The organism is Flavobacterium sp. KY-23415, from assembly GCF_055384985.1.
This window is the reverse complement of sequence record NZ_AP044001.1, coordinates 2,034,829-2,057,038: the sequence shown is the minus strand read 5'-3', so window position 1 is coordinate 2,057,038 and position 22,210 is coordinate 2,034,829. Positions and strand designations below refer to the sequence as shown.

At 29.0% G+C, this 22,210-nt stretch carries 20 protein-coding genes and 1 riboswitch; of the genes, 15 read left to right on the top strand and 5 right to left on the bottom strand.

The annotated features are described in order from the left end of the window. Positions 1-146: 146 nt before the first annotated feature. The 6 genes from ACZ49Z_RS09075 to ACZ49Z_RS09050 are packed head-to-tail and all read left to right on the top strand — an operon-like array spanning position 147 to position 7,364. Complete coding sequence (locus ACZ49Z_RS09075; RefSeq protein WP_464307852.1) at positions 147-1,052, top strand: nucleotidyltransferase domain-containing protein; 906 nt, start codon at positions 147-149, stop codon at positions 1,050-1,052. After that, a complete protein-coding gene (locus ACZ49Z_RS09070) occupies positions 1,045-2,490 on the top strand; it encodes a B12-binding domain-containing radical SAM protein (RefSeq protein ID WP_464307851.1) in 1,446 nt (481 codons plus the stop codon). Before ACZ49Z_RS09075 ends, ACZ49Z_RS09070 begins: the two co-directional genes overlap by 8 nt. After that, a complete protein-coding gene (locus ACZ49Z_RS09065) occupies positions 2,480-3,256 on the top strand; it encodes a class I SAM-dependent DNA methyltransferase (protein WP_464307850.1) in 777 nt (258 codons plus the stop codon). The genes ACZ49Z_RS09070 and ACZ49Z_RS09065 overlap by 11 nt, the downstream gene beginning before the upstream one ends. After that, the gene (locus tag ACZ49Z_RS09060) at positions 3,253-4,623 is read left to right on the top strand and encodes a B12-binding domain-containing radical SAM protein (protein ID WP_464307849.1); all 1,371 of its coding nucleotides are present in this window, start codon (positions 3,253-3,255) and stop codon (positions 4,621-4,623) included. The genes ACZ49Z_RS09065 and ACZ49Z_RS09060 overlap by 4 nt, the downstream gene beginning before the upstream one ends. After that, on the top strand, positions 4,620-6,311 hold the full coding sequence (locus ACZ49Z_RS09055) for an ATP-binding cassette domain-containing protein (protein WP_464307848.1): 1,692 nt from the start codon (positions 4,620-4,622) through the stop codon (positions 6,309-6,311). Before ACZ49Z_RS09060 ends, ACZ49Z_RS09055 begins: the two co-directional genes overlap by 4 nt. Continuing rightward, positions 6,312-7,364 carry a glycosyltransferase family 4 protein gene (locus tag ACZ49Z_RS09050; RefSeq protein ID WP_464307847.1) on the top strand — a complete coding sequence of 351 codons (1,053 nt, stop codon included), beginning with the start codon at positions 6,312-6,314 and terminating at the stop codon, positions 7,362-7,364. Here ACZ49Z_RS09050 and ACZ49Z_RS09045 read toward each other — a convergent pair. From ACZ49Z_RS09045 to ACZ49Z_RS09035, 3 genes are read right to left on the bottom strand one after another with little or no spacing between them, the layout of a single operon-like run. Continuing rightward, complete coding sequence (locus ACZ49Z_RS09045; protein ID WP_464307846.1) at positions 7,361-8,398, bottom strand: glycosyltransferase family 2 protein; 1,038 nt, start codon at positions 8,396-8,398, stop codon at positions 7,361-7,363. The genes ACZ49Z_RS09050 and ACZ49Z_RS09045 overlap by 4 nt on opposite strands. Next, positions 8,388-9,143, bottom strand: coding sequence for a phosphorylase family protein (locus tag ACZ49Z_RS09040; protein ID WP_464307845.1), 756 nt, complete (start codon positions 9,141-9,143; stop codon positions 8,388-8,390). The genes ACZ49Z_RS09045 and ACZ49Z_RS09040 overlap by 11 nt, the downstream gene beginning before the upstream one ends. Then, positions 9,143-10,243 carry a glycosyltransferase family 4 protein gene (locus tag ACZ49Z_RS09035; RefSeq protein WP_464307844.1) on the bottom strand — a complete coding sequence of 367 codons (1,101 nt, stop codon included), beginning with the start codon at positions 10,241-10,243 and terminating at the stop codon, positions 9,143-9,145. Before ACZ49Z_RS09035 ends, ACZ49Z_RS09040 begins: the two co-directional genes overlap by 1 nt. 146 nt (positions 10,244-10,389) lie before the next feature. On the opposite strand from ACZ49Z_RS09035, the gene ACZ49Z_RS09030 reads away from it, so the two are divergent. Both ACZ49Z_RS09030 and ACZ49Z_RS09025 read left to right on the top strand, forming a co-directional pair. Further along, positions 10,390-11,703 carry a serine hydrolase domain-containing protein gene (locus ACZ49Z_RS09030; protein WP_464307843.1) on the top strand — a complete coding sequence of 438 codons (1,314 nt, stop codon included), beginning with the start codon at positions 10,390-10,392 and terminating at the stop codon, positions 11,701-11,703. Continuing rightward, the gene (locus ACZ49Z_RS09025; RefSeq protein WP_464307842.1) at positions 11,703-12,434 is read left to right on the top strand and encodes a nicotinamide mononucleotide transporter family protein; all 732 of its coding nucleotides are present in this window, start codon (positions 11,703-11,705) and stop codon (positions 12,432-12,434) included. The genes ACZ49Z_RS09030 and ACZ49Z_RS09025 overlap by 1 nt, the downstream gene beginning before the upstream one ends. On the opposite strand, the gene ACZ49Z_RS09020 is transcribed toward ACZ49Z_RS09025, so the two are convergent. Beyond that, positions 12,429-13,457 (bottom strand): LacI family DNA-binding transcriptional regulator, encoded by a 1,029-nt coding sequence (locus ACZ49Z_RS09020; RefSeq protein WP_464307841.1) that lies wholly within the window; start codon positions 13,455-13,457, stop codon positions 12,429-12,431. The genes ACZ49Z_RS09025 and ACZ49Z_RS09020 overlap by 6 nt on opposite strands. A gap of 215 nt (positions 13,458-13,672) precedes the next feature. Between ACZ49Z_RS09020 and rplM the strand changes: the two genes are divergently transcribed. From rplM to ACZ49Z_RS08990, 6 genes are all read left to right on the top strand, one after another. Further along, positions 13,673-14,128 (top strand): 50S ribosomal protein L13, encoded by a 456-nt coding sequence (gene rplM, locus ACZ49Z_RS09015; protein WP_464307840.1) that lies wholly within the window; start codon positions 13,673-13,675, stop codon positions 14,126-14,128. Next, positions 14,128-14,514 (top strand): 30S ribosomal protein S9, encoded by a 387-nt coding sequence (gene rpsI, locus ACZ49Z_RS09010; protein ID WP_464307839.1) that lies wholly within the window; start codon positions 14,128-14,130, stop codon positions 14,512-14,514. The genes rplM and rpsI overlap by 1 nt, the downstream gene beginning before the upstream one ends. 176 nt (positions 14,515-14,690) lie before the next feature. Then, positions 14,691-15,461 (top strand): 30S ribosomal protein S2, encoded by a 771-nt coding sequence (gene rpsB, locus ACZ49Z_RS09005; protein ID WP_464307838.1) that lies wholly within the window; start codon positions 14,691-14,693, stop codon positions 15,459-15,461. A gap of 136 nt (positions 15,462-15,597) precedes the next feature. Continuing rightward, positions 15,598-16,422 (top strand): translation elongation factor Ts, encoded by an 825-nt coding sequence (tsf, locus tag ACZ49Z_RS09000; protein ID WP_464307837.1) that lies wholly within the window; start codon positions 15,598-15,600, stop codon positions 16,420-16,422. Positions 16,423-16,527: 105 nt separating this feature from the next. After that, positions 16,528-20,169 (top strand): TraB/GumN family protein, encoded by a 3,642-nt coding sequence (locus ACZ49Z_RS08995; protein WP_464307836.1) that lies wholly within the window; start codon positions 16,528-16,530, stop codon positions 20,167-20,169. Beyond that, the gene (locus ACZ49Z_RS08990) at positions 20,159-20,719 is read left to right on the top strand and encodes a DNA-3-methyladenine glycosylase I (protein ID WP_464308058.1); all 561 of its coding nucleotides are present in this window, start codon (positions 20,159-20,161) and stop codon (positions 20,717-20,719) included. Before ACZ49Z_RS08995 ends, ACZ49Z_RS08990 begins: the two co-directional genes overlap by 11 nt. 1 nt (position 20,720) lies before the next feature. Here ACZ49Z_RS08990 and ACZ49Z_RS08985 read toward each other — a convergent pair whose 3' ends face one another. Next, on the bottom strand, positions 20,721-21,680 hold the full coding sequence (locus tag ACZ49Z_RS08985) for an ion channel (RefSeq protein ID WP_464307835.1): 960 nt from the start codon (positions 21,678-21,680) through the stop codon (positions 20,721-20,723). Positions 21,681-21,791: 111 nt separating this feature from the next. Between ACZ49Z_RS08985 and ACZ49Z_RS08980 the strand changes: the two genes are divergently transcribed. Further along, positions 21,792-22,004: a VF530 family protein gene (locus ACZ49Z_RS08980; RefSeq protein ID WP_464307834.1), complete on the top strand. Its 213-nt coding sequence runs from the start codon at positions 21,792-21,794 to the stop codon at positions 22,002-22,004. 52 nt (positions 22,005-22,056) lie between these two features. After that, positions 22,057-22,154: riboswitch (TPP riboswitch) on the top strand. The last annotated feature ends 56 nt before the right edge of the window (positions 22,155-22,210 follow it).

Genomic DNA, 22,210 nt, shown 5'->3' with positions numbered 1-22,210 from the left:
AGAGAGATACTTACAACAAAAAACACATATATCTTCTTAAAAACAATATTCTTGATTCTGTTAATTTTTTAGGTTAAAATAAACTTGCTTTAAACATTCCAAAATACTTTTAATATATTTGAATAAAACAAAACAATTCAATTACATTGAAAATATTAAAACCACTATTCTACTTTTCAATTTTTAATCATCCATTAAAGAAGGAAGAAATATTTCAATATTCACTTCATTCAAAAATGGAAAATCTTGATGAAGAAATCAGACTCGCAATAGATAAGAAAATAATAACACAAACAAACGAATATTATCATACCAACTTATCCAAAACGAGTATAACAAAGAGAACAGATGGTAATAAAAATGCGGAAAAAGCATTGATTAAAGCATATAAAAAAGCAACCTTTATCAAAAAACATTTTCCTTTTGTAGAAGGAATAGCTGTTTCAGGATCATTATCAAAAGGTTATTTTGATAATGATAGTGATGTAGATTATTTCATCATTACTAAACCAAATCATTTATGGACTTGTAGAACAATTTTGATATTCTATAAAAAACTATTCTTGCTAAACTCTAGGAAATATTTTTGTCTTAACTATTTTATTACTTCTGATAATTTAGAAATCCAAGAAAAGAATATTTTTACTGCTACTGAAATTGCCACTTTATTACCAATACACGGAGCTGTTTTTGAAACTTTTTTCATAAAAAACAACTGGTACAAAACCTTTTTACCCAATAAAAACAATAATAAAGTCAACGAAGTAACAATAAACCCAAGCTGGACAGCAACGTTATTAGAGACTATTTTTCAAAAGAGAGCTGGGATCCAATTTGAAAAATTTTGTTATAGGCTTACCTATGCAATTTGGAGAAAAAAATTTAGAGATAAAATGAATCCTGAAGATTTCGAACTTGCCTTTAAATCATCTAATAAAGTCTCCAAACATCATCCGTCAAACTTTCAAAAAAAAGTAATTGATAATTTAAATTTAAAATATTCAGAGTTACGACAAAAACACAATATTGATATCCCTGAAGAACATGTCTAAAATACTTTTTTCACATTCTTACTACTATAAATTAGATCCAAAACAGTGGAAAAACAAAACACCTTATCCACCATTAGGAACATTATATGCCGCTTCATTGATGAGAAAAAAAGGTTTTGAAGTAGATTTATTTGACACAAACTTAATAGATTCACCAAATTCAATTATTCCAATTCTAGAAGCATCAAAGCCAAACTATTTAGTAATTTATGATGACGGCTTTAATTATCTAACGAAAATGTGTCTAACAAACATGCGAGCAGCTTGCTATAAGATGATACAAATGGGAAAAGAATGTAATTGTATCGTAATTATATCTAGTTCTGATTCAACCGATCATTATACTGAATATTTAGAAAAAGGAGCTGATTACGCAATTAAAGGTGAAGGAGAGATTACACTTTCTGAACTTATAGAAGCTATAGAAAATAATAGTACTATCTCCGAAATTAACGGAATAGCATATCGGGAAAAAGATGTAATAAAAGTGAATAAGCCAAGAGCTGTGTTACAAAATTTAGACGAATTACCTTTACCAGCTTGGGATTTAATTGACATTAATTCTTATCGAAATATTTGGAAACAAAGTGGTCAAGAATTTACTTTGAACTTAGCTACAACAAGAGGTTGTCCTTACAAATGCAATTGGTGTGCAAAACCTATTTATGGAAATCGCTATAATGCACATTCTCCAGAATATATTGTAAATGAAATTGCTTATTTGCAACAAGAATTTGGCGTAAAACGTTTTTGGATGTGTGATGACATATTTGGATTAAAACCCAATTGGGTTCAAGAATTTAATACAGAGCTAAAGAAAAAAAATATTTCGATTAAGTATTTCATTCAAAGTCGGGTAGATTTATTATTGAAAGAAGATACTATTGATGCTTTAGCCGAATCCGGATTAGAGGAAGTTTGGGTTGGTGCAGAAAGTGCTTCTCAAAAAATTTTAGATGCTATGGACAAAGGAACTCAAGTATCTGAAATTTACGAAGCTACACACCTTTTAAAACAAAAGCACATAAAAGTAGCTTTCTTTCTACAATTTGGCTACCTAACAGAGACCAAAGAAGACATAGACATGACGATTACTATGGTAAAAGAACTATTACCAGATAATATTGGCATTTCGGTATCTTATCCTCTACCAGGAACGAAATTCTATGAGAAAGTAAAAGATGATTTGCAATTAAAAGCAAATTGGAAAGATTCTGACGACTTAGACATGATGTTTCAAGGTACTTATTCGTCAAATTATTATAGAAAATTACAACGGTTTGTTCATAAAGAATATCGAAAAAGTCAGGGATTTTATAATTTAAAAAACTTCTCTTTTTCAATACAAAAAATAAAATCTATTGTAAAATTAGGCTATTATATTCCTAGTGCATATTTGGATAAATTTGCTTTGAAAAAACATCAAAATGAAAGCTAGTTTTGATACCGCAGCAAATACGTACGACCAATCTTTTACAGACACATTGATTGGAAAAGCACAACGAAGTTTGGTTTACAAAATCCTTACCAAACATTTAAGTAATTGTAAAGATATACTAGAAATCAACTGTGGAACTGGCGAGGATGCTATTTGGTTAGCGAAACAAAATTTTAATGTGTTGGCAACCGACATTTCTGAAAATATGATTGCAATTGGACAAGCAAAAAATCAATATAAAAACCTAGATTTTGCTCAACTAGATATTAATTTAATTAGTAAAACAAAAGATTTTGGAACATTTGACTTAGTCTTTTCAAATTTTGGCGGATTAAATTGTTTGTCTAAAAATGAAATAGAGCATTTCTTTAACACTATTTCCAATGCACTAAATAAAAAGGGAAAGTTATCATTAGTAATTATGCCAAAAAATACGATTTGGGAACAACTCTATTTCATATTGAAGGGTAAGTTTGCAACAGCTCTTAGGCGAAAAAAAGAAGTAGCAATTGCAAATGTAGATGGAGAAAATGTATCCACTTATTATTATAATCCAAAAGATATTGTAAATTTAGCAAAAGAATATTTTAAGTTAGTAGAATACAAACCAATTGGTTTTTTTGTACCTCCTTCTTATTTGGAACCATTTTTCAAGAATAAAAGAAAAACATTTAACTTTTTGTTTTTTTTGGAAAAGACAATTTCTAATTGGTCGTTCCTTTCTAAATATTCAGATCATTACATTATAACTTTAGAAAAACGATGAGCATTTTATTTACACATGCCTACTATGTCTCTGACGATCCAAAAGAACAGAAGATAATGAAGCCCTACCCTCCTTTGGGTTTGTTGTATGTGTCTGCCTATTTAGTAAATAAAAACATTCCTAACGATGTATTTGATAGTACTTTTTCAACTCAAGATGAACAATTACATTTCATTTCATCTAAAAAACCACAAGTAATATGCATATATACCAATTTAATGACTAAAATTGAAGTTATTAAATTGATAAAAATCATAAAAACCGACAAATACAATTATCCAAAAATTGTGCTTGGCGGACCAGATGTTTCCTATAATATAGAAAACTACCTAAAGGCAGGTGCTGACTTCTTGGTTGTTGGTGAAGGTGAAGAAACAACTTTCGAATTATATGAAGCCATTCTCTCTAAGGCTGATTTTAAAACTATAAATGGTCTTGCTTTTTTAGAAAATGATAGTGTCATAAAAACACCTGCAAGAGTAAAAATCAAAGAATTAGATGAATTGCCATTACCAAATAGAGAAGCTATAAATATGCAAAACTATTTAGATACATGGAAAAAAAATCATGGTAAAAGTTCTATGACAATTTCTACACAAAGAGGTTGTCCATATACTTGCAAATGGTGTAGTACTGCTGTTTACGGGCAGAGTTATAGAAGAAGACCAGCGGATCAAGTTGTTGCGGAAATGAAAATGCTTAAAGAAACTTATAATCCAGATGCTATTTGGTTTGTTGATGATGTTTTCACAGTGAGTCACAAATGGCTGACTGCCTTTCATAATGAGGTTATTAAACAAGATACAATTATACCGTTTGAATGTATTACACGTGCTGAACGCTTAAATGATGAAATATTACAATTATTAAAAGAATCAGGTTGTTTTAGAATTTGGATAGGAGCAGAAAGTGGTTCGCAAAAAATAATTGATTTAATGGACAGACGAGTTGATGTTAATGTTGTAAAAGAAGCCATTCAAAAAACCAATCAATTAGGAATTGAAACAGGAACATTTATCATGCTCGGTTACCCTGGCGAAACTGAAGAAGACATCCATGAAACTATTCAGTATCTAAAAGAAGCTAATCCAACACATTATACCATAACGATAGCCTATCCTATAAAAGGAACTTCCCTTTATAATGAAATTGAAGACCAAATAACAATTGCTCCTGACTGGGAAACCTCTACAGATAGAGATATTGATTTTAAACGAACCTATTCTCGAAAATATTATGATTATGCTGTTAGTAAAGTAGTAAACGAAGTAGAGTTTTACAAAAAGAAAAGTACGAATATAACCCAAGCTTTAAAACATAAGACAAAAGCTGTTTTAGCAAGTGGGTTGATGATGTTAAATAGATGAAAGTGAACATTAAACAAACATATTTAAATCTTAAAAGCGTAATTCCTGCTAATAAGAGACTTAAAATAAAATACTTTATATATAAAAGTATCCTATTCGCTTTTTTAGATTTAATCTCAATTTCCTTATTAATACCTGTAATTATTTTACTTTTTAATCCTGAAAAAATTAAAGAATTAGGTGTTAAATATTTTGCTTTTAATTTAGACATATCTTCTTTACAAGTTCAATTATTTCTAGGATTACTACTTGTTTTTTACTTAGCTAAAATTATTTTACAAACTAAGTTCAATACTTCTCTATATATCTTCTTTTATAATTTAGCTACAGTGATAACCATTGAAAGCACTAACAACTTTGTTTTCCAAAGTTATACGAAACATCAGTATTTAAACAAAGGTAAAATCATTCAAGACATTAATACAATACCAGAAGATTTTAGTTGTAAATTCTTATTGTCATTTGTAAATCTAATTACAGAAACAATTGTCTTGTTTGCAATATTAATCGTCCTTTTAATTGCTTATTTTAAACTTACTTTAATTGCAGTTTTCGTTCTTTTTCTTTTAGCGACATTAATGTATCTAAACAAAAAAAAACAATTAAACTTAATTAATTCAATTTATCAAGAATCGCAAGCAAAATCAAACTCAGAATTATTAAATATCTTAAATGGTTATTTAGAAATTAGAAACTCTGGTAATTATGCAGTATTTTTAGAACGCTTTAAAAAAGAAAAAAAAATCCTTAACGAAGTTACAGGGAAATTAATATCTTTCAATTCAAATTATAGCAAGTACCTTGAATTTGCTATAATTATATCGTTAGTTTTGTTTACATTAATAAATTTTGGGAATAAAAATATCATTGTACTCTTAACAATTTTTGGAACTTCGAGCTTAAGATTAATTCCTTCAATTAGTAAAATATTAAATGCATTAACGTTAATAAAAACATACAAGTATTCTTTAGATATTTTATTAAGTCATGAACAAAAAAATATAATCACCAATCCAAAAATAGATTATAAAAGTCAATTAAAATTAGAGAGTATCTCTTTTGATTATAATGGAAATTCAATTCTAAAAAACAGTAATTTAACTATTAACAAAGGTGACTTCATTGGCATAAAAGGGAATTCTGGAATAGGAAAAACAACACTTCTATATATTTTATTAGGAATAATAAAGCCTACAAAAGGAAAGTGTTATATCGATAAAATCGAAATTCAGAACTATGATTTCTTACCTTTTGCAAATTATGTTCCGCAACAACCTTTCCTTTTCAACGGAACCATTATTGAAAACATTGTTTTAGGTCAAAAACCTAATAAAATAGACTATAATTATATTTATTATTTATGTAAAAAGTTAGAGTTACATGAAATTATTGAAAAAATGGATAATAAATATAAAACAGAAATTACGCTTGAAAGCTCTCGTCTTTCTGGTGGACAAAAACAACGTTTAGCATTAGTAAGAGCTTTGTACACAAAACCATCATTATTGATTTTAGATGAAGCTACAAACCAACAAGATAAGTATTTAGAGAAAATCATTTTTGAGTTTTTAAATGAATTAAATCAGAAAGAAAATCTAACTATAGTAGCTGTGTCTCATGACAGCAATAATGATATTTTTTATAAAAATATCTACAAAATTGAGAACAAGAATATAACACTTTTGTAAATGACTAAAAAATTATTATTTATTGCTCCAATGTTTCCACAAAACTCAGAAGAAGATGGAGTTGTGCCATTTATCAATCAATTTTCAACTGCTTTTATTGAAAACACCAACATAGAGATAGATCTAATTAGTTTGTTTTTTCCGAAATCGAAACCCTATAAGTATAATAATATAAATGTATATCCAATTGGTAGTGGCTTTAAAAGATATTATTTATTTTTCCCTTATTTAATTAAGGCTATATATAAAGGTTTTTGGCTTTGTAGAAAAAATAAATATGATGGTATTTTATGCTTTTGGTATAGAGAAACTAGCTTACTTGGAAAAATATTGTCATTTGCCTTTAATGTTAAACTAAGAGTCTGGATGCTCGGTCAAGATGCAAAATCAACTAATAAATATCCAAAACTATTAAAACTATCAGGTGAAGAAATAATAATGATCTCTAAACACCAAAAATTGATATTTTTAAAAGAGCATAATATTGAAGCTAATCGTATTGCTAATGTATCTATTGACAGAAAAAGATTCCCTCCTTTAAATACCTCTTATAGAGAAATTACAATTTTAGGTGTTGGCAACTTGAGTGATTTAAAAAATTATTCGCTCTTTATTGAAATCCTATCTACTGTAAAAAAAGATTTTAAAAATATTAAAGCAGTTATTTGTGGGGCTGACACTGGAGATAAAACCAATCTTGAAAAAAAAATAACTGATTTAGATTTAGATAACAATATTACATTTACTGGAAGTATAGCGCAAAAAGAAGTTTTAAGCTATATGAATAATGCTACTCTATTTTTACATACATCAAAATTTGAAGGTAGTGGTACTGTTTTACATGAAGCCCTTTACTCAGGTTGTAAAGTTATAAGCACTATTCCAATAGAAAACCCAATAGATATAGAGGATTCATTTTTTTATTCTACCAAGAGAAAAGATATAGAGAATAAAATTTTAGCACTTCTGAAAAGTGATTTTGAAGCTAAAAGAGTTGAGAAATTCAAAATGGAAGACACAGTAAAAAATATTTACGACTCATTTTATGACTAACGTAGTTTATTAATAGCTACTATTCTTTTTCGCTTTAAGAGTTTAAAAATTTGATTCGATAAATTCCACCCTAGAAGTCGATACATTGCTAAAAATTGTAATTGTAACTTATCCTTAATTGAAAAGCTTATCTTTTCTTTTAAAATCATTCTTTTAAAAGTTAATAAAACCTCATTAAAAACTTTTCTAACATTTACTAAATTTACAATATAATTAACGTCAATTATTTGAATAATATAAGTATCTAATAATGAATTGAAATAATGTTTTGCTACTTTATTTTTCAATTCTATATCATTAGAGTATTTTTTCATAATCTCTAATTCAATTTCAAATATTCTATGGCAATCTAAAATCCTTTTCTCTTCAAGAATCCTCCTCGTTATTGATGTATCTCTTTTATGTATTTTTAAAAGACTATCTTTTACTAAACAAACATTATTAGATAAAAATAAATATTCGAATAAATAAGGGCTATCTTCAAACCATATTCCCTTAACAAATTTAATCTTCTTTGCAATATCTGATTTATATATTTTCCCCCAAACCGTCTCTGAAATTCCGTATGAAAACATTTGAGGAATTAATTCACTTGTCTTTTTAATATCCTTCAAGTTATCTTTCCAACCTGAAACAAGCTCAATATTTCCCTTTTTATTTATAATCGAAAACTTACACAAAACCAAATCTGACCTTTCTTCTGTTATTTTATTGATACAAATACCAATCATTTCCTTTTCTAACTCATCATCAGCATCCAAAAAAGTCACGTATTCCCCTTCCACGATATCTAAACCAGTATTCCTTGCTTCACTTAATCCACTATTTTTAATAGTACAAATTTTAACGTTTTTAAAAAAGAGAGTAAAACTTTCAACTATCTTTAAAGAATTATCTGTTGAACCATCATTAATTAAAATGACTTCTAAATTTTTATAGGTTTGATTTTTAACTGATTCTAAACATCTTTCCAAATATTCTTCTTCATTATAAAAGGCAATAATTATGGATACTAATGGCTCATTATGTTTCATAATTCAAGTCAATTATTTTCTTAATCGTTTTTTTTAAAGCTAAATTAATTTCTCCTTTATCTTTCGGAGGATTCCAAGTAAGATTTAATAGCGAATCTGCTGAAACAACTACACAAAGCGCATTTAATTTATAGAATTCAGCAAAAGCATAAATAGCAGCACATTCCATATCAACATGCTTGACCTCTTTTTTTTGATAAAATGAAACCAACGATTCCGTTTCTCTAAACGGTGCATCTGTGCTCCAACATATTGTTTCTTTATAGTTTAATTCTTTTGCAAAAAACTCAAACCACTTCTCCTTTTTAGGTTGAAAACAATCTTTATCGGAATATAAATAAGTTGTCCCTGTAGTAGAAAATGTAGTATTCACAATAAATGCTTTTTTATCAACAGTTTCATTTAATACTCCTGCTAAACCAATAAAAATAAAATTTTCTACTCCAAATACTCTCAATTCTTCCATTATCCCTATTATGGCTGGTGCTCCATTTCCAAACTCCGAACAATAAACATAATTCTCATCTAAAACATAATTTTGACCGAACAATCCTTTTAGTTTTTTATTAAAAATTCGTTGCTTTCTACTCAAAAGAAAACGACTTAACGATAAAATTGCTGTTTTAGGTAAGGTTTCAAAGTTATAACTCTTTTTGCTTTTTTTCCATGCAACAATATCTACTATATCAAGTATTGATTTTTCTTTATAAAATGTGCTATTCTCTTTTAAGTTTAATAGATTCATTATGGATTCTCTATTTTTTCAAATATAAACTTTATATCATTTGCAATTGCTTCAAAAGACAATCTATTTTCAAATTGCTCTAATACCTTTTTTTGCATAACTAATAAATCACAATCATTTAATTTTATTAGTTGAGAAAACAATTCTTCTTCATTATTTGGTGTAAATAGAAAAGCACATTCTCCTTCATTGGTCATGTACCTAAATGGAGCTATATTTGTTATTATCGGAATACAACCACAAGCCATTGCCTCAACTAAAGCATATCCGCTGCCTTCATAATGCGAACCTAATATGAAAAACTCATTTTCATTATACATTTTTTCTAATAAATGATGTACTACATATCCTTTTATTATAACTGCATTTTTAAGCTTTTCACTATTCAAAACCAAATCTTTTACTTCCTTTAATAAATGATTCTCATGAAAAACCATCGTTAAAATTGCATCCTCTTGAATAATAAGAAAACGTTCAAATACTTTTAGTATTGTTAATGGATCTTTATTCGTATCTAATCTTCCTACCCAAAGAAACGTATTTGGCTTACGGTTTTCATTTCCAGTAAACTTAAAATAAGTAGAGCCTTCCATTACAGAAAAAATTTTATTTTTTGTAAGGATTTTATTTTCATACCAAGGCTTTGCATTTTCAATACCCGTAAACAAATAACCATCAATAAATGCATCTGAAACTTTATAAATGTATTTTTTAATCCCCTTAGGTTTTGGAGCAAAACCATTGCTTTGTAAGACGATTTTAGTTTTCGGAAGTATTATTTTTAAAAAAATTAAATAATGTACAAACCCAAAACCATGCGCCAAAATATAATCAGGTTGCAAAGACTTTATAAACCAATTAAAACGAAAAGGAATCATCCACTTTTTTAATTCTTTTCCTTTAAATAGCTCTGTTTTTATCAACCTTTGTTTTTGCGATAAAGCTTTCTCAGTTGTTCTTGTAACAAAGTATAAATTAAAAGTACTTGCCAGCTTTTCGAGATAGCCCACAGTACTATAACATCGTTCCAAAACCTCATCAGTATGTTTTAGAGAGAATGTAACATAAAATAAATCAACAAAAATTTTATTCTTATTCATATAATAAGGCTAAAATAAGAATTTGTTTTATATGTATTACCAACTTCAAAAGACATTGATCAATTTGTTTGTTCAAAAAAGAACATCACTCGTAACAAATAATCAATTTCATTGTCTAATATATTCAAAACAAGTAATTTTAAACCATGAAAAAACTTTTTTTACTTTCATTTCTTTATTTTGGAATTACAGTTTCTGCCCAAGTAGAACCAAGGCTACAAAGAATTGATAGCCTTTTAAGTCATTTAGAAAAAAACAATAAATTCATGGGGTCGTTGGCGATTCAAGAAGGAAACAAAATTGTTTTTTCTAAAGCCTATGGTTATAGCGACACGAAGAGCAAGACTAAAGCAAATAGTGAAACCAAATATAAAATTGGATCTATTACAAAAACATTTACTGCGGTAATAATTATGCAACTTATAGAAGAAAAGAAACTGTCGTTAGCCACTAAACTAACTTCTTATTTTCCTAATGTAAAAAATGCAGACAAAATAACTATAGACCATTTATTACACCAAAGAACTGGTATTCCTGATTATATCAACCAGGATTCTATTACAAAAGCAGAATTGAATGCTCCAGATTTGAAAGAAGCTATTTATACTAAAATAAGCAATTATGAATCTAATTTTGAACCAAATTCAAAATATGCGTATAGTAATTCTAATTATTATCTCCTTGGTGGAATTATTGAACAAATCACTAAAAAATCTTTTGCTGAAAATATAGAAAAAAGAATTGTTTCAAAAATTGGATTGAAAAACACGTTTTATCCTTCAAATGGAGTACAGATTTCCAATAACGAAAGCTATTCTTTTCTTTTTAATGATAACCAATGGAAAAAAACGGAAGAATGGAAAAACGAGATTGCATATTCTGCTGGTGCGTTAGTTTCTACTCCCTCTGATTTAACAAAATTCATCTATGCCTTATTTGATGGAGAGCTAATTAAGCAAAGCTCTCTAGAAGCTATGAAAACACTAAAAGACAGCTATGGTAAAGCTTTGATTCAATTTCCGTTTGGAGAAAGACGGTTTTATGGACATAATGGAGGAATAGAGAGTTTCAGATCTAACATAGGCTATTATCCGACAGAAAAACTTGGTATTTCTCTTATTGTTAATGGCGATAACTACAATACAAACGACATTATGATTGGCATTTTAAGTATTTATTATAAAATTCCTTTTCCTTTTCCAAACTTCAAAAAAATAGATAAAGCATTAATTTCTAAACACATTGGAACCTATTCTTCCAATGACATTGCTTTAAAAATAACTATTTTTGAAAAAGAAGGTAATTTTTTCGCGCAAGCAACAGGACAAAGTGCATTTCCACTAACTTTTAAAGACGAGAAAACTTTTATATATTCTCCTGCTGGAATTCAAATCGTCTTTCAAGAAAAAAGTCTAATTTTGCATCAAGGTGGGGCAAAATTTAACTTTACTAAGGAATAATGATTTTTAAACTGAAAATTTCCAATGCGCTTACAACACAAATTAAATCAATAACAAATAGTACTTATCTAGATATTATTGGTTTAATCATAGTAATAACAGCTTCTATAGTCCTAGGGTATCATAAAACAGTTTATAATTTTTCTTTCAATGGAAAAAATTATTCTTTCTTACTGGGCTACGTATCTATTATAAATACTGGATTTTCAATGATTGGAAACAGACTGGTAACAAAGAAAAATAATATTGGAAACTTCATAACTACTTGCAATACTTTCTTGAGTGGTTCAATAGATTATTTACTCGGAAATGCTGGAGCATTACTAACTTATCCAGTTTCTTTTATAGGTAATTATCTTGTTTTTAACTCTTGGAAAAAAAGTAAAACATTAAGAAAAATAGATTTAATTTTTTACCGAAACATTATTCTTGGCTTCTTCTTTTCTTTTCTCCTTAATTATATTGCTTTTAAATATCTATCTAATAATGTAATTGATTGGAAACTTTATCTTGCTATTTCAATACCTGCAGGACTAACATTTGGTGGTACTTTTAATACTGCTAGAATGTATCCTGATAATTGGTTCTTGTGGCAATTTTATAATCTTACGAAAATTATTCAAAACCTGTTACTATTAAATATAGCTAATACAGCCAAATACATTTTCTACTTCTTTAATGCTATATTTGGTTATATTACATGGAATGACGACCAAAAACAACAATTATAATTTCTTGGTAGATTCTCTTTGTCTCAATTCCGTTTTAATCACAATAGTTTTGTAGTCTAAAGCTTTTTCTTTGTCTGTATTCAACAACCTATCAATTAATAAATTAGCCGACTTCTCTCCAATTTCAGGAGCGTGTTGACTAACTGTAGAAATACTTGGAGACATTCTTCTAGACCAAACTCCATCTGCAAATCCCAAAATATTGATTTCATCAGGAATTTTTATCCCTTCCTGAATTGCAATTTTATGCACTTTTGTTAATCCGTGCTCGTCTAAAGCGAATACACCATCTACCAATCTATTTTGCAACATTTGTTTCAATTTATCATCAAAGGAATCCACGTCATTATCAATAATAATTAAACCCTCATCAATTGCTATACTATTATTATCTAATGCCTTTTTGTATCCTTCAAAACGTAATTTCCCAACACTCAAATTATTAATTGTAGAAATTAATGCAATTTTTTTACACCCAATATTAATTAAATGCTGTGTAGCATCGACAGCCGAATCTAAATCATCTACAATTACTTTATCTGCTTTCATTAAATCTACAACTCTATCAAATAAAACAATTGGGGTGCCACTTCTAATAATTGCATTATAATGATCCAGATTCTTCGTTAATTGTGTTTCTTCAGCAACCGACAAGATAAAACCATCTACTGCTCCGTTATTAAGCATTTCCATCAATTGCTTTTCTCTTTCAAGAGACTCATTCGAAATAGCAGTAACAAGATTATAACCTCGCTTTCTAGCTACATTTTCAATACCACTAAACACTTTTGCGAAAAAAGAATTCAAAATATTAGGCAACACTACCCCAATCGTATTTGTTTTTTGGTACTTGAGATTCTTTGCCATTAAATTTGGCTTGTAGTTTTTCAATTCCGCAAACTCTTTAATCTTATCTTTTGTTGCTTTGCTAATTTCGGAACTATCATTTAATGCTTTAGAAACAGTTGAAATAGAAACTCCCAATTCCTTCGCAATTTGTTTTAATGTCGCTTTAGACTTCATGTAGAAAATTTAAACCATAAAAATAATAATTTAAGATTAATTTCAAGATTAATTCTCACAAAACACAGAAACTATTTAATTTCAAAACATAACAACAAACTATAAAAAAAGTAAAAACAATAAATATTCTCGCGTACCACTTGTATTTATGATAAATATTTGTACTTTTGCACTCCCTTAATTGGGAATGGAATGTTTAATTTAAATTAATTATTGTGAACACATTAAGCTACAAGACTGTATCTGCAAACAAAGCAACCGTTTCGAAAGAATGGATTGTTGTAGATGCTGAAGGTCATAACTTAGGTCGTTTTGCTTCAAAAGTAGCTATGCTATTAAGAGGTAAGTATAAGACTAGTTATACACCACACGTTGACTGTGGAGACAACGTAATCGTTATCAACGCAGAAAAAATCAACCTTACTGGTAACAAACTTGACGACAAAATCTATATGCGTCATACTGGTTACCCAGGAGGTCAAAGAACTTTAACTGCAAAAGTACAGCAACAAAAAAACCCAGCTGTATTAGTAGAAAAAGCTGTAAAAGGAATGTTACCTAAAAACAAATTAGGTGCTGAATTATTCCGCAATTTAAATGTATTTGTAGGTACTGAGCACACTCATGGAGCTCAAAAACCTAAAACCGTAAACCTAAACGATCTTAAGTAATGGGAGTTATTCACAAAATCGGTAGAAGAAAATGTGCAGTGGCACGTGTTTATGTTACTGAAGGAACAGGTAAAATTACCGTAAACAAAAGAGAATTTACAACTTACTTCCCTACTGCTACTCTACAGTACAAAGTAATGCAACCGTTAGCAATGACAGATAATGCAGAAAACTTTGACGTAAAAGTAAACGTTTATGGAGGTGGTTCAACAGGACAAGCAGAAGCTGTAAGAATGGCTTTAGCTAGAGTAATGTGTGAAGTAGAAGCTGAAAACAGAGCTATTTTAAAACCAGAAGGATTACTAACAAGAGATCCAAGAATGGTAGAACGTAAGAAATTTGGTCAGAAGAAAGCACGTAAGAGATTCCAATTCTCGAAACGTTAATATTCGATTATTATCCGAATATATTTTCAAACAAATTTTTACTATTAAAATTGAATTAAAAACAAAGTTGTCGATATTCCTTGTAAAAAGGGGATTAGTTTAGCATCTAAATTTTCAAGACTAACGCAAGTGACTACTTGATTATTGCTATAACACGGAACGTAAACTATTACATAATGGCAAACAAAATTGACGTTAAAGAGTTATTAGAGGCTGGTGTACATTTTGGACACATGACTCGCAAGTGGGATCCAAACATGGCTCCTTACATTTATATGGAGCGTAATGGTATCCATATTATAAATTTATACAAAACTGCTGCTAAAATTGAAGAAGCTAACGAAGCTTTGAAAAAAATTGCTGCATCAGGTAGAAAAGTACTTTTCGTTGCTACTAAAAAACAAGCTAAAGATATCGTTGCTGAAAAAGCAGCTGCTTGTAACATGCCTTACATCACTGAAAGATGGCCAGGTGGTATGCTAACAAACTTCATCACTATCCGTAAAGCTGTTAAAAAAATGGCTTCTATTGATAGAATGAAAAAAGATGGTACTTTCAACACACTTTCTAAAAAAGAAAAATTACAAGTAGATCGTCTACGTGCAAAATTAGAGAAGAATTTAGGTTCTATAGCAGATATGACTAGATTACCTGCTGCTCTTTTTGTAGTTGACGTTAAAGCTGAACATATCGCAATAAAAGAAGCTCAAAAATTAAACATTCCAGTTTTTGCAATGGTTGATACAAACTCGGACCCACGTCCAATTGATTTTGTTATTCCATCAAATGATGATGCTTCTAAATCAATCGATAAAGTTTTAGGATTAGTATCTGCTGCTATCATTGAAGGTCTTTCAGATAGAAAAGCTGAAAAAGATGAGCAACCAGACGCACCTGCCTCTAAAGAAGCAGAAGCTACAACAGAAGCTACAACTTCTAACGAATAATAATAGAATAATAATTCCAAAAACAATTTTTCAAATTCCTATTCTATTAGAAACATAATGTTGATAATAATTTAAAATAGGAATTTGAATTTTGAATTTTGGAATTTTTACATTTAAAAAATAAAAAGACAAAGTTATGGCAAATATTACTGCTGCAGACGTAAACAAATTAAGAACAGCAACTGGTGCTGGTATGATGGACTGCAAAAAAGCTTTAGTTGAAGCAGATGGAGATTTTGATTTAGCAATTGAAAACCTACGTAAAAAAGGTCAAAAAGTAGCGGCTAACCGTTCTGATAGAGAATCTACAGAAGGTGCTGCAATTACTGTTGTTAACGCTGACAAAACTGCTGGTGTAGCAATCACATTAAACTGTGAAACTGATTTCGTAGGTAAAAACGAAGCTTTCGTTAAATTAGCTACAGATTTAGCTAACCAAGCTTTAAACTATACTACTAAAGAAGAATTATTAGCTTCAGACTTCAACGGAATAACTGTTGCTGAAAAATTAATCGAACAAACTGGAGTAATTGGAGAAAAAATCGAAATCGGTTCTTTTGAAAGATTAGAAGGTGCTTTCGTAGGCTCATACATTCACGCTGGAAACAAAATTGCTGTTTTAACTTCTTTATCTGCAAATGTAGATGGAGCTGAAGAAGCATCAAGAAATGTTGCTATGCAAGCTGCTGCAATGAACCCTATCGCGTTAAACGAAGATGGTGTTGATGCTGCAATCATTGAAAAAGAAATTGAAATCGCTAAAGAACAATTACGTGCTGAAGGAAAACCTGAAGCTATGTTAGATAACATTTCTAAAGGTAAAATTCAACGTTTCTACAAAGACAATACTTTAGTTAACCAAGACTATATTAAAGACGGTTCTATGAATGTTGCTGGATATGTTAAAACAGTTAATGCTGATTTAACAGTTACTGGATTCAAAAGAGTTTCTTTAGGATAATTTAAAATAAATTTTCGAGTTTATTTTTCACAAAAACCTTAATTTGATCAATCAAATTAAGGTTTTTTGTTTTATATTTGAAATATTACCTAAATCATAATAAACTTGAAAAAATTACTCTTCTTAACACTATTATCTTCTTATTTTATATTCGGACAACAAGAAAATAATTTACTCTGGGAAATTTCTAAAAACAACTCAGAAAAGAAATCATACGTTTACGGAACTATGCACGTAAATGACAAAATATCCTACCATCTTTCTGATGCTTTTTTTGACGCACTTTTAAACGTAGAGGTTGTTGCGAATGAAAGCAACCCCGAAACTTGGGGAGACCTAACAAATCTTATGTATTCTAGAGGACTAGACAATGCCTACAAGCTATATACCGAATTTTATCTAGATCCAATTTCTAAAGATGAAGTAAAAGCACTTTTTAATACAAATACTACCTATTTCGATAATGTTATTTCTGGAAACAATAACAGTAGTGCAGACTATCAAGAGGACACCGTACTAGACATGTTTATTTTTCAAACTGGAAAAAAATACAATAAAACAATAATGGGACTAGAAGATGCAAAAACTTCTCTAATTCCAATCTACAAATTAACCGAAGAAGAAGCAAAGCCAAAAGAAGAAAACAAATCAATTCTTCTTAAAATGCTAAAAAATAAAAACCTTAATGAATTTATTAAAGAATCTTACAGAGAAAAAAACATTGTCATTTTAGATTCTTTATACAAATTAATGATTTCTCCCAAAGCACATGATGCCTTAATTGTTAGTCGAAATATTATTATGGCAAACAGCATGGAAAAAATCATGGAGGAAAAATCCCTTTTTGCTGCCATTGGAGCGGCACACTTAGCTGGAAAAGAAGGCGTAATTCAACTCTTAAGAGATAAAGGCTATACAGTTAAACCAGTTAGTACAGAATTCTCTGAAGTTGGAAAAGACCTAAAAAAAACTATAGAAACTAACTTTCCAAAACCAATTTTACACAAACATAGTACATCTGACAAAATGATTTCATTAGCAATGAATGAATATGTTGTGACAGACAAATACTCAATAGGCTCTCCAGATTATACTAATGGTGGTGTTATCAAAATCAACAGAAAACCAACAAATGACTTTTTAAATAAAAAAGGAAACTACAATTACAAATCATTAGACAGTTTATTTTTTGAAAACATTCCTGGAATAATTCATTCTAAAAAGTTAACGGAAGAACCAAATTTTACTCGTTTTGAGATTGATAACGAAACCAAAACGGGAAACAGCCAACACTTCAATTTCTACATTACTCCTTTAGAAATTATTTCAATTTCATTGACAGGTGCTAAAAATTATGCAAAACTATATACTAAGGATATTTTTGAATCTATTCAATTGAAAAAATTTTCTAACGAATGGGAAAAATATTCTCCTAGCAGAGGTGGATTTAGTGTAGAAATCCCTTCATACTTTATTGTTTATGGAGAAAACACTACAACTCCTGAAAACATAGAACTTCAAGCTTATAAAAATGAAACCAAAAGTTACTTTTTTGTAACGGAACGCAACTTAAACACACTACAATTACTAGAAAACAAAGCATTTGAAGAGAAACAAATACAAGAGGAATTCTTTATTCAACACGAAATTAAACCAACTTATTCCCTAAATTCTAAAAAGAAAACACAAGGAAAAGGAATCATAAATGACAAAGAAATTATTTTAGAATCATTCATTTTTGGTAACAAATATTATTTGCTTGGAGCTGTTAACGCAAACGAAAAGGACAAAGCGACTTTCTTTAATTCGTTTTTAGAAAAACCATTCATTTATAATGAAATAATGGAAACCTATACAGACACTATTAGTAAGTTTTCTGTAAAAATACCTAAAAAACAGAACGAAAAACTATTTTATGGTATTGGTGAACAAAAAAATGAAAACAAAAACATATTCAACGTTAACAACAAATATTTATTTATAAATGCAGAGAACGGAAAAAAAATAAACTTAGAATATTACAAGTTCCACAAATATGATTACTTCGAGAATCTAGATTCTATAAAATCTAACTTGAGAAATTACTTCACTAAATTTTATACTCCTTCGGACGATGATCTCTATGAAAACGAATATGACTATGTGAATAGCAATTCTATCTTAAGTTATTCAATTTATGACAAAAAAGGATTTAGAAAAAGTAACTGGTATGCGACCTTATTTAAAAACGAAGAAAAAGAATATACCATAATTAAAGAAACTAGTACCGAAAACAAAGAAAACAATACTTTTACAATAGATTATTTGGTAAGCAAAGAAGGAAGTAACCAAGCAATTAAAAGTAATATTCTTTTTAGGGAAGATGCATATATCGTAACTCAAACTTTAGTCCCCAGAGAGTATAAAAATGATGATTTGTTCATAGAAACCGTTTTTTCTAGTTTAACTTTCAATGACGAACCTGAAACCAATATTTTTAAAGGAAAAATTGACGAATACATAAAGGATGCCTATAGTGAAAAAGACACCATTCGCTATTCTGCATTAAATTGTACTTATGAACTTAAAATTTTACAAAAAGATATTCCAAAAGTAATTCAATTTTTAAATGAATTTAATTTTAAAGCAACAGAAATAACTGCGCAAAACAGCCTGTTAAACAAACTTGCTTCTATTAATGATGAAAAAATTATTCCCTTCTTAGAAAATTATTACAAAAGAGAAAATGTACCCGCAGAAATTCAATTGAACATTCTAAAAGCATTAACCTTACAAAAGTCTAAAAAAGCATACCAAAAGATAATGGACTTACTAGAATATGACCTTCCATTAAGCAATAGTGAATATGACATTAGCGGGTTATTCTATACTTTTTTAGAAGACAAAGAAAACAGTAAAGAGTTATTTCCTAAAATTTTTCAATTCTATAGTATTCCTGAATACAATGAACCTTTAGTGAATTTTTGCAATGAATTAATAGAAAACAAATATGCTTCTGCTTCTAAACTTAAATCGTTTAGAAAAATGATATTAACCAATGCAAAACTAGAATATAAACGTGTACTAAGTTGGAAAATAGAAAACACAGAATATAATGAAGACGATCAAGACGAATATTTAGCAGATCAACAATATGCTCCTGTAGATGATTTAATTGGTTATTTAAACCTTCTTGAACACTTTAAAAACAACAATGAAACACAAGAATTTATAACCAAATTAAAAAAATTAGACATCTTAGCATTAAACATTGAAATAATGCGTTTAGGAAGCCTAAATAACACATTAACAGAAAAAGACAAACAAGAAATTTTATCTGATCCGAAAAGAGCTTTCCTTTTAATGCAATTAGAAAACAACACGTTTGATTTACCCGAAACCGAAGTGGCAAACTTTGCATTAAATAATTTCTATGATGTTGAAAAAAATGATAGCATTGTTTTTCTACAAAAAAAACTGGTTGATTATAATAACCGTGAAATTTCATTTTTCTTTTATAAAATAACAGAAAAAGAGCCGAAAGATTATGAAGACAAACTTTGTTCATTTGCATTTGTTACAAAAAACAATAAATTTGAGCTTTACACTTATAGATACCTAGGTAGTTCAGTAATTAGAGATGAAGACAAGATTGAAAAGGAAATCGAAACAATAATCAATGAAACAATAAACGAACATCATCTTAGGGCAAGTTTTAAAAAACGAGAACGAAATACAAACATAAACTATTTATATGATGACTACTAAAAATAGATGTGGTTGGTGTGAAAAGGACGACTTATACAGAAACTATCATGACAATGAATGGGGAAAACCTGTATATGATGATCCCACACTATTTGAATTCTTAATTTTAGAAACTTTTCAAGCTGGCTTAAGTTGGTACACTATTTTAGCCAAAAGAGAAAATTTCAGAAAAGCATTTGATAATTTTGATTTAAAAAAAGTTTCAGAGTATAATGAATCTAAAATAGAAGAGCTACTTCAAAATGAAGGTATCATAAGAAACAAACTAAAAGTTAGAGCCACTGTTACAAATGCTCAAGCATTTATAGAAATACAAAAAGAATTTGGTAGTTTTTCAAAATATATTTGGTCTTTTGTGGATGGCAAACCAATAGACAATAACCCAAAAACCTTGAAAGACGTTCCTGCTACTACTCCAATCTCAGATGCTTTAAGCAAAGATCTTAAAAAACGTGGGTTTAAATTTGTAGGATCTACAGTTGTATATGCGCACATGCAAGCGACTGGTATGGTTAATGATCATATTGAAGAATGCTTTACACGAAAATAATTTAATCCAATTTGTATTTAGAAAATGAATTTAATTTATCCAGATGTAAAATCGTCTTGGTTTTAGATTCATTTTCTTCATACATAATATTAAATTTTGCACCATAAACAATTTCATTAAACAAATAGGAAGTTTGTGCAGAAACAACTGTGCTAAACATGTCATCAAATGTTTTCACAAAAACAATTATTTCTCCTTCTCCATTATTATAATCCTCTTCTAATAAATTATAAAGCGGACTTTCTGGTGTAATTGGATGCACCAATGTCCAACTTAATGTTAATGTATTAATCTTTGTCATTTCCAAATCTAATGAAAAGAACTTGTTTATTTTCTTCCCATTCTCTTCTACAATCATGCCCAAAGTAATCTTTGCTTCAGCATCTGTAAAATTAGTATTTTTATAAGGCGACAGCCTAAGCATTAGCGCTTTACCATCTTTATATGGAGCAATAATAGCATTTTGAGAAAATTTTATATAAGCTCGTGGCATACTAAATCTTCCAAAAAACAACCCTGTTACAATCCCGAAACTAAGCAAACCAATCAAAGCCTCTACTGAGGCAATAGTACTTGTTAAAAAACCGACAGGACTAATATGACCATATCCAACAGTCGTAAACGTTTGTGTACTAAAAAAGAAAGCATTCCCAAAATTAACTAACTCTGAGGCAGACACTTCAATTCCTTTTAAATATTCAATACCAATACAATAATAAACACAAGCAAACAAAATGTTAATTCCAAAATAAAACAGAAAAATAATTAGAAAAAAGTTAACATGAGAAAGGTCTAACATAATATGATACCAACTTGTTCTAGAAAAGAAATGCAACCCTCTTTTCTCTATATTTGCTGTTCCATTTTTATTAATAAAACGCCCTCCATAAATAGAAGGATTTGTTCCAAAACCAGTATGCTCATCCGTTCGTGCATTTTTATTAAATTTGTAAAAAGCCATTATATTATTAAATGATTTCAATTAATTTAGTAGTGGTTAAAATTAGTTAAATAATTTCACATTTAACCATTTCCATTTTTCATTAACCAAAACACTTTTAACATAAACAACATGTCTAACGATCCATTACACGGCAAAACCTTAAAAGTAATTGTAGAACAATTAGTCGATTACTATGGCTTCGATACTTTAGTAGAACTAATAAATATTAGATGTTTTAATGATAACCCTTCCGTAAAATCGAGTTTAACATTCCTACGAAAAACTGATTGGGCAAGAAAAAAAGTAGAAGAACTGTATATTAGAACTATACCTAAATTTTAAGCAATTTTAAACCTGAAACTTTTAAACCTGAAACTTTTTTTACTACATTTGCTTCACACTTTAGGGGTGTCTGTAATTTTACAGGCTGAGATTTTACCCTCTGAACCTGATCTAGTTCATACTAGCGTAGGGAAAAGTAAGATGACTTCTTTGTACGCACAAGTACCATTATAGCCATTCCTAAAGTATAACTATATACTAAATTC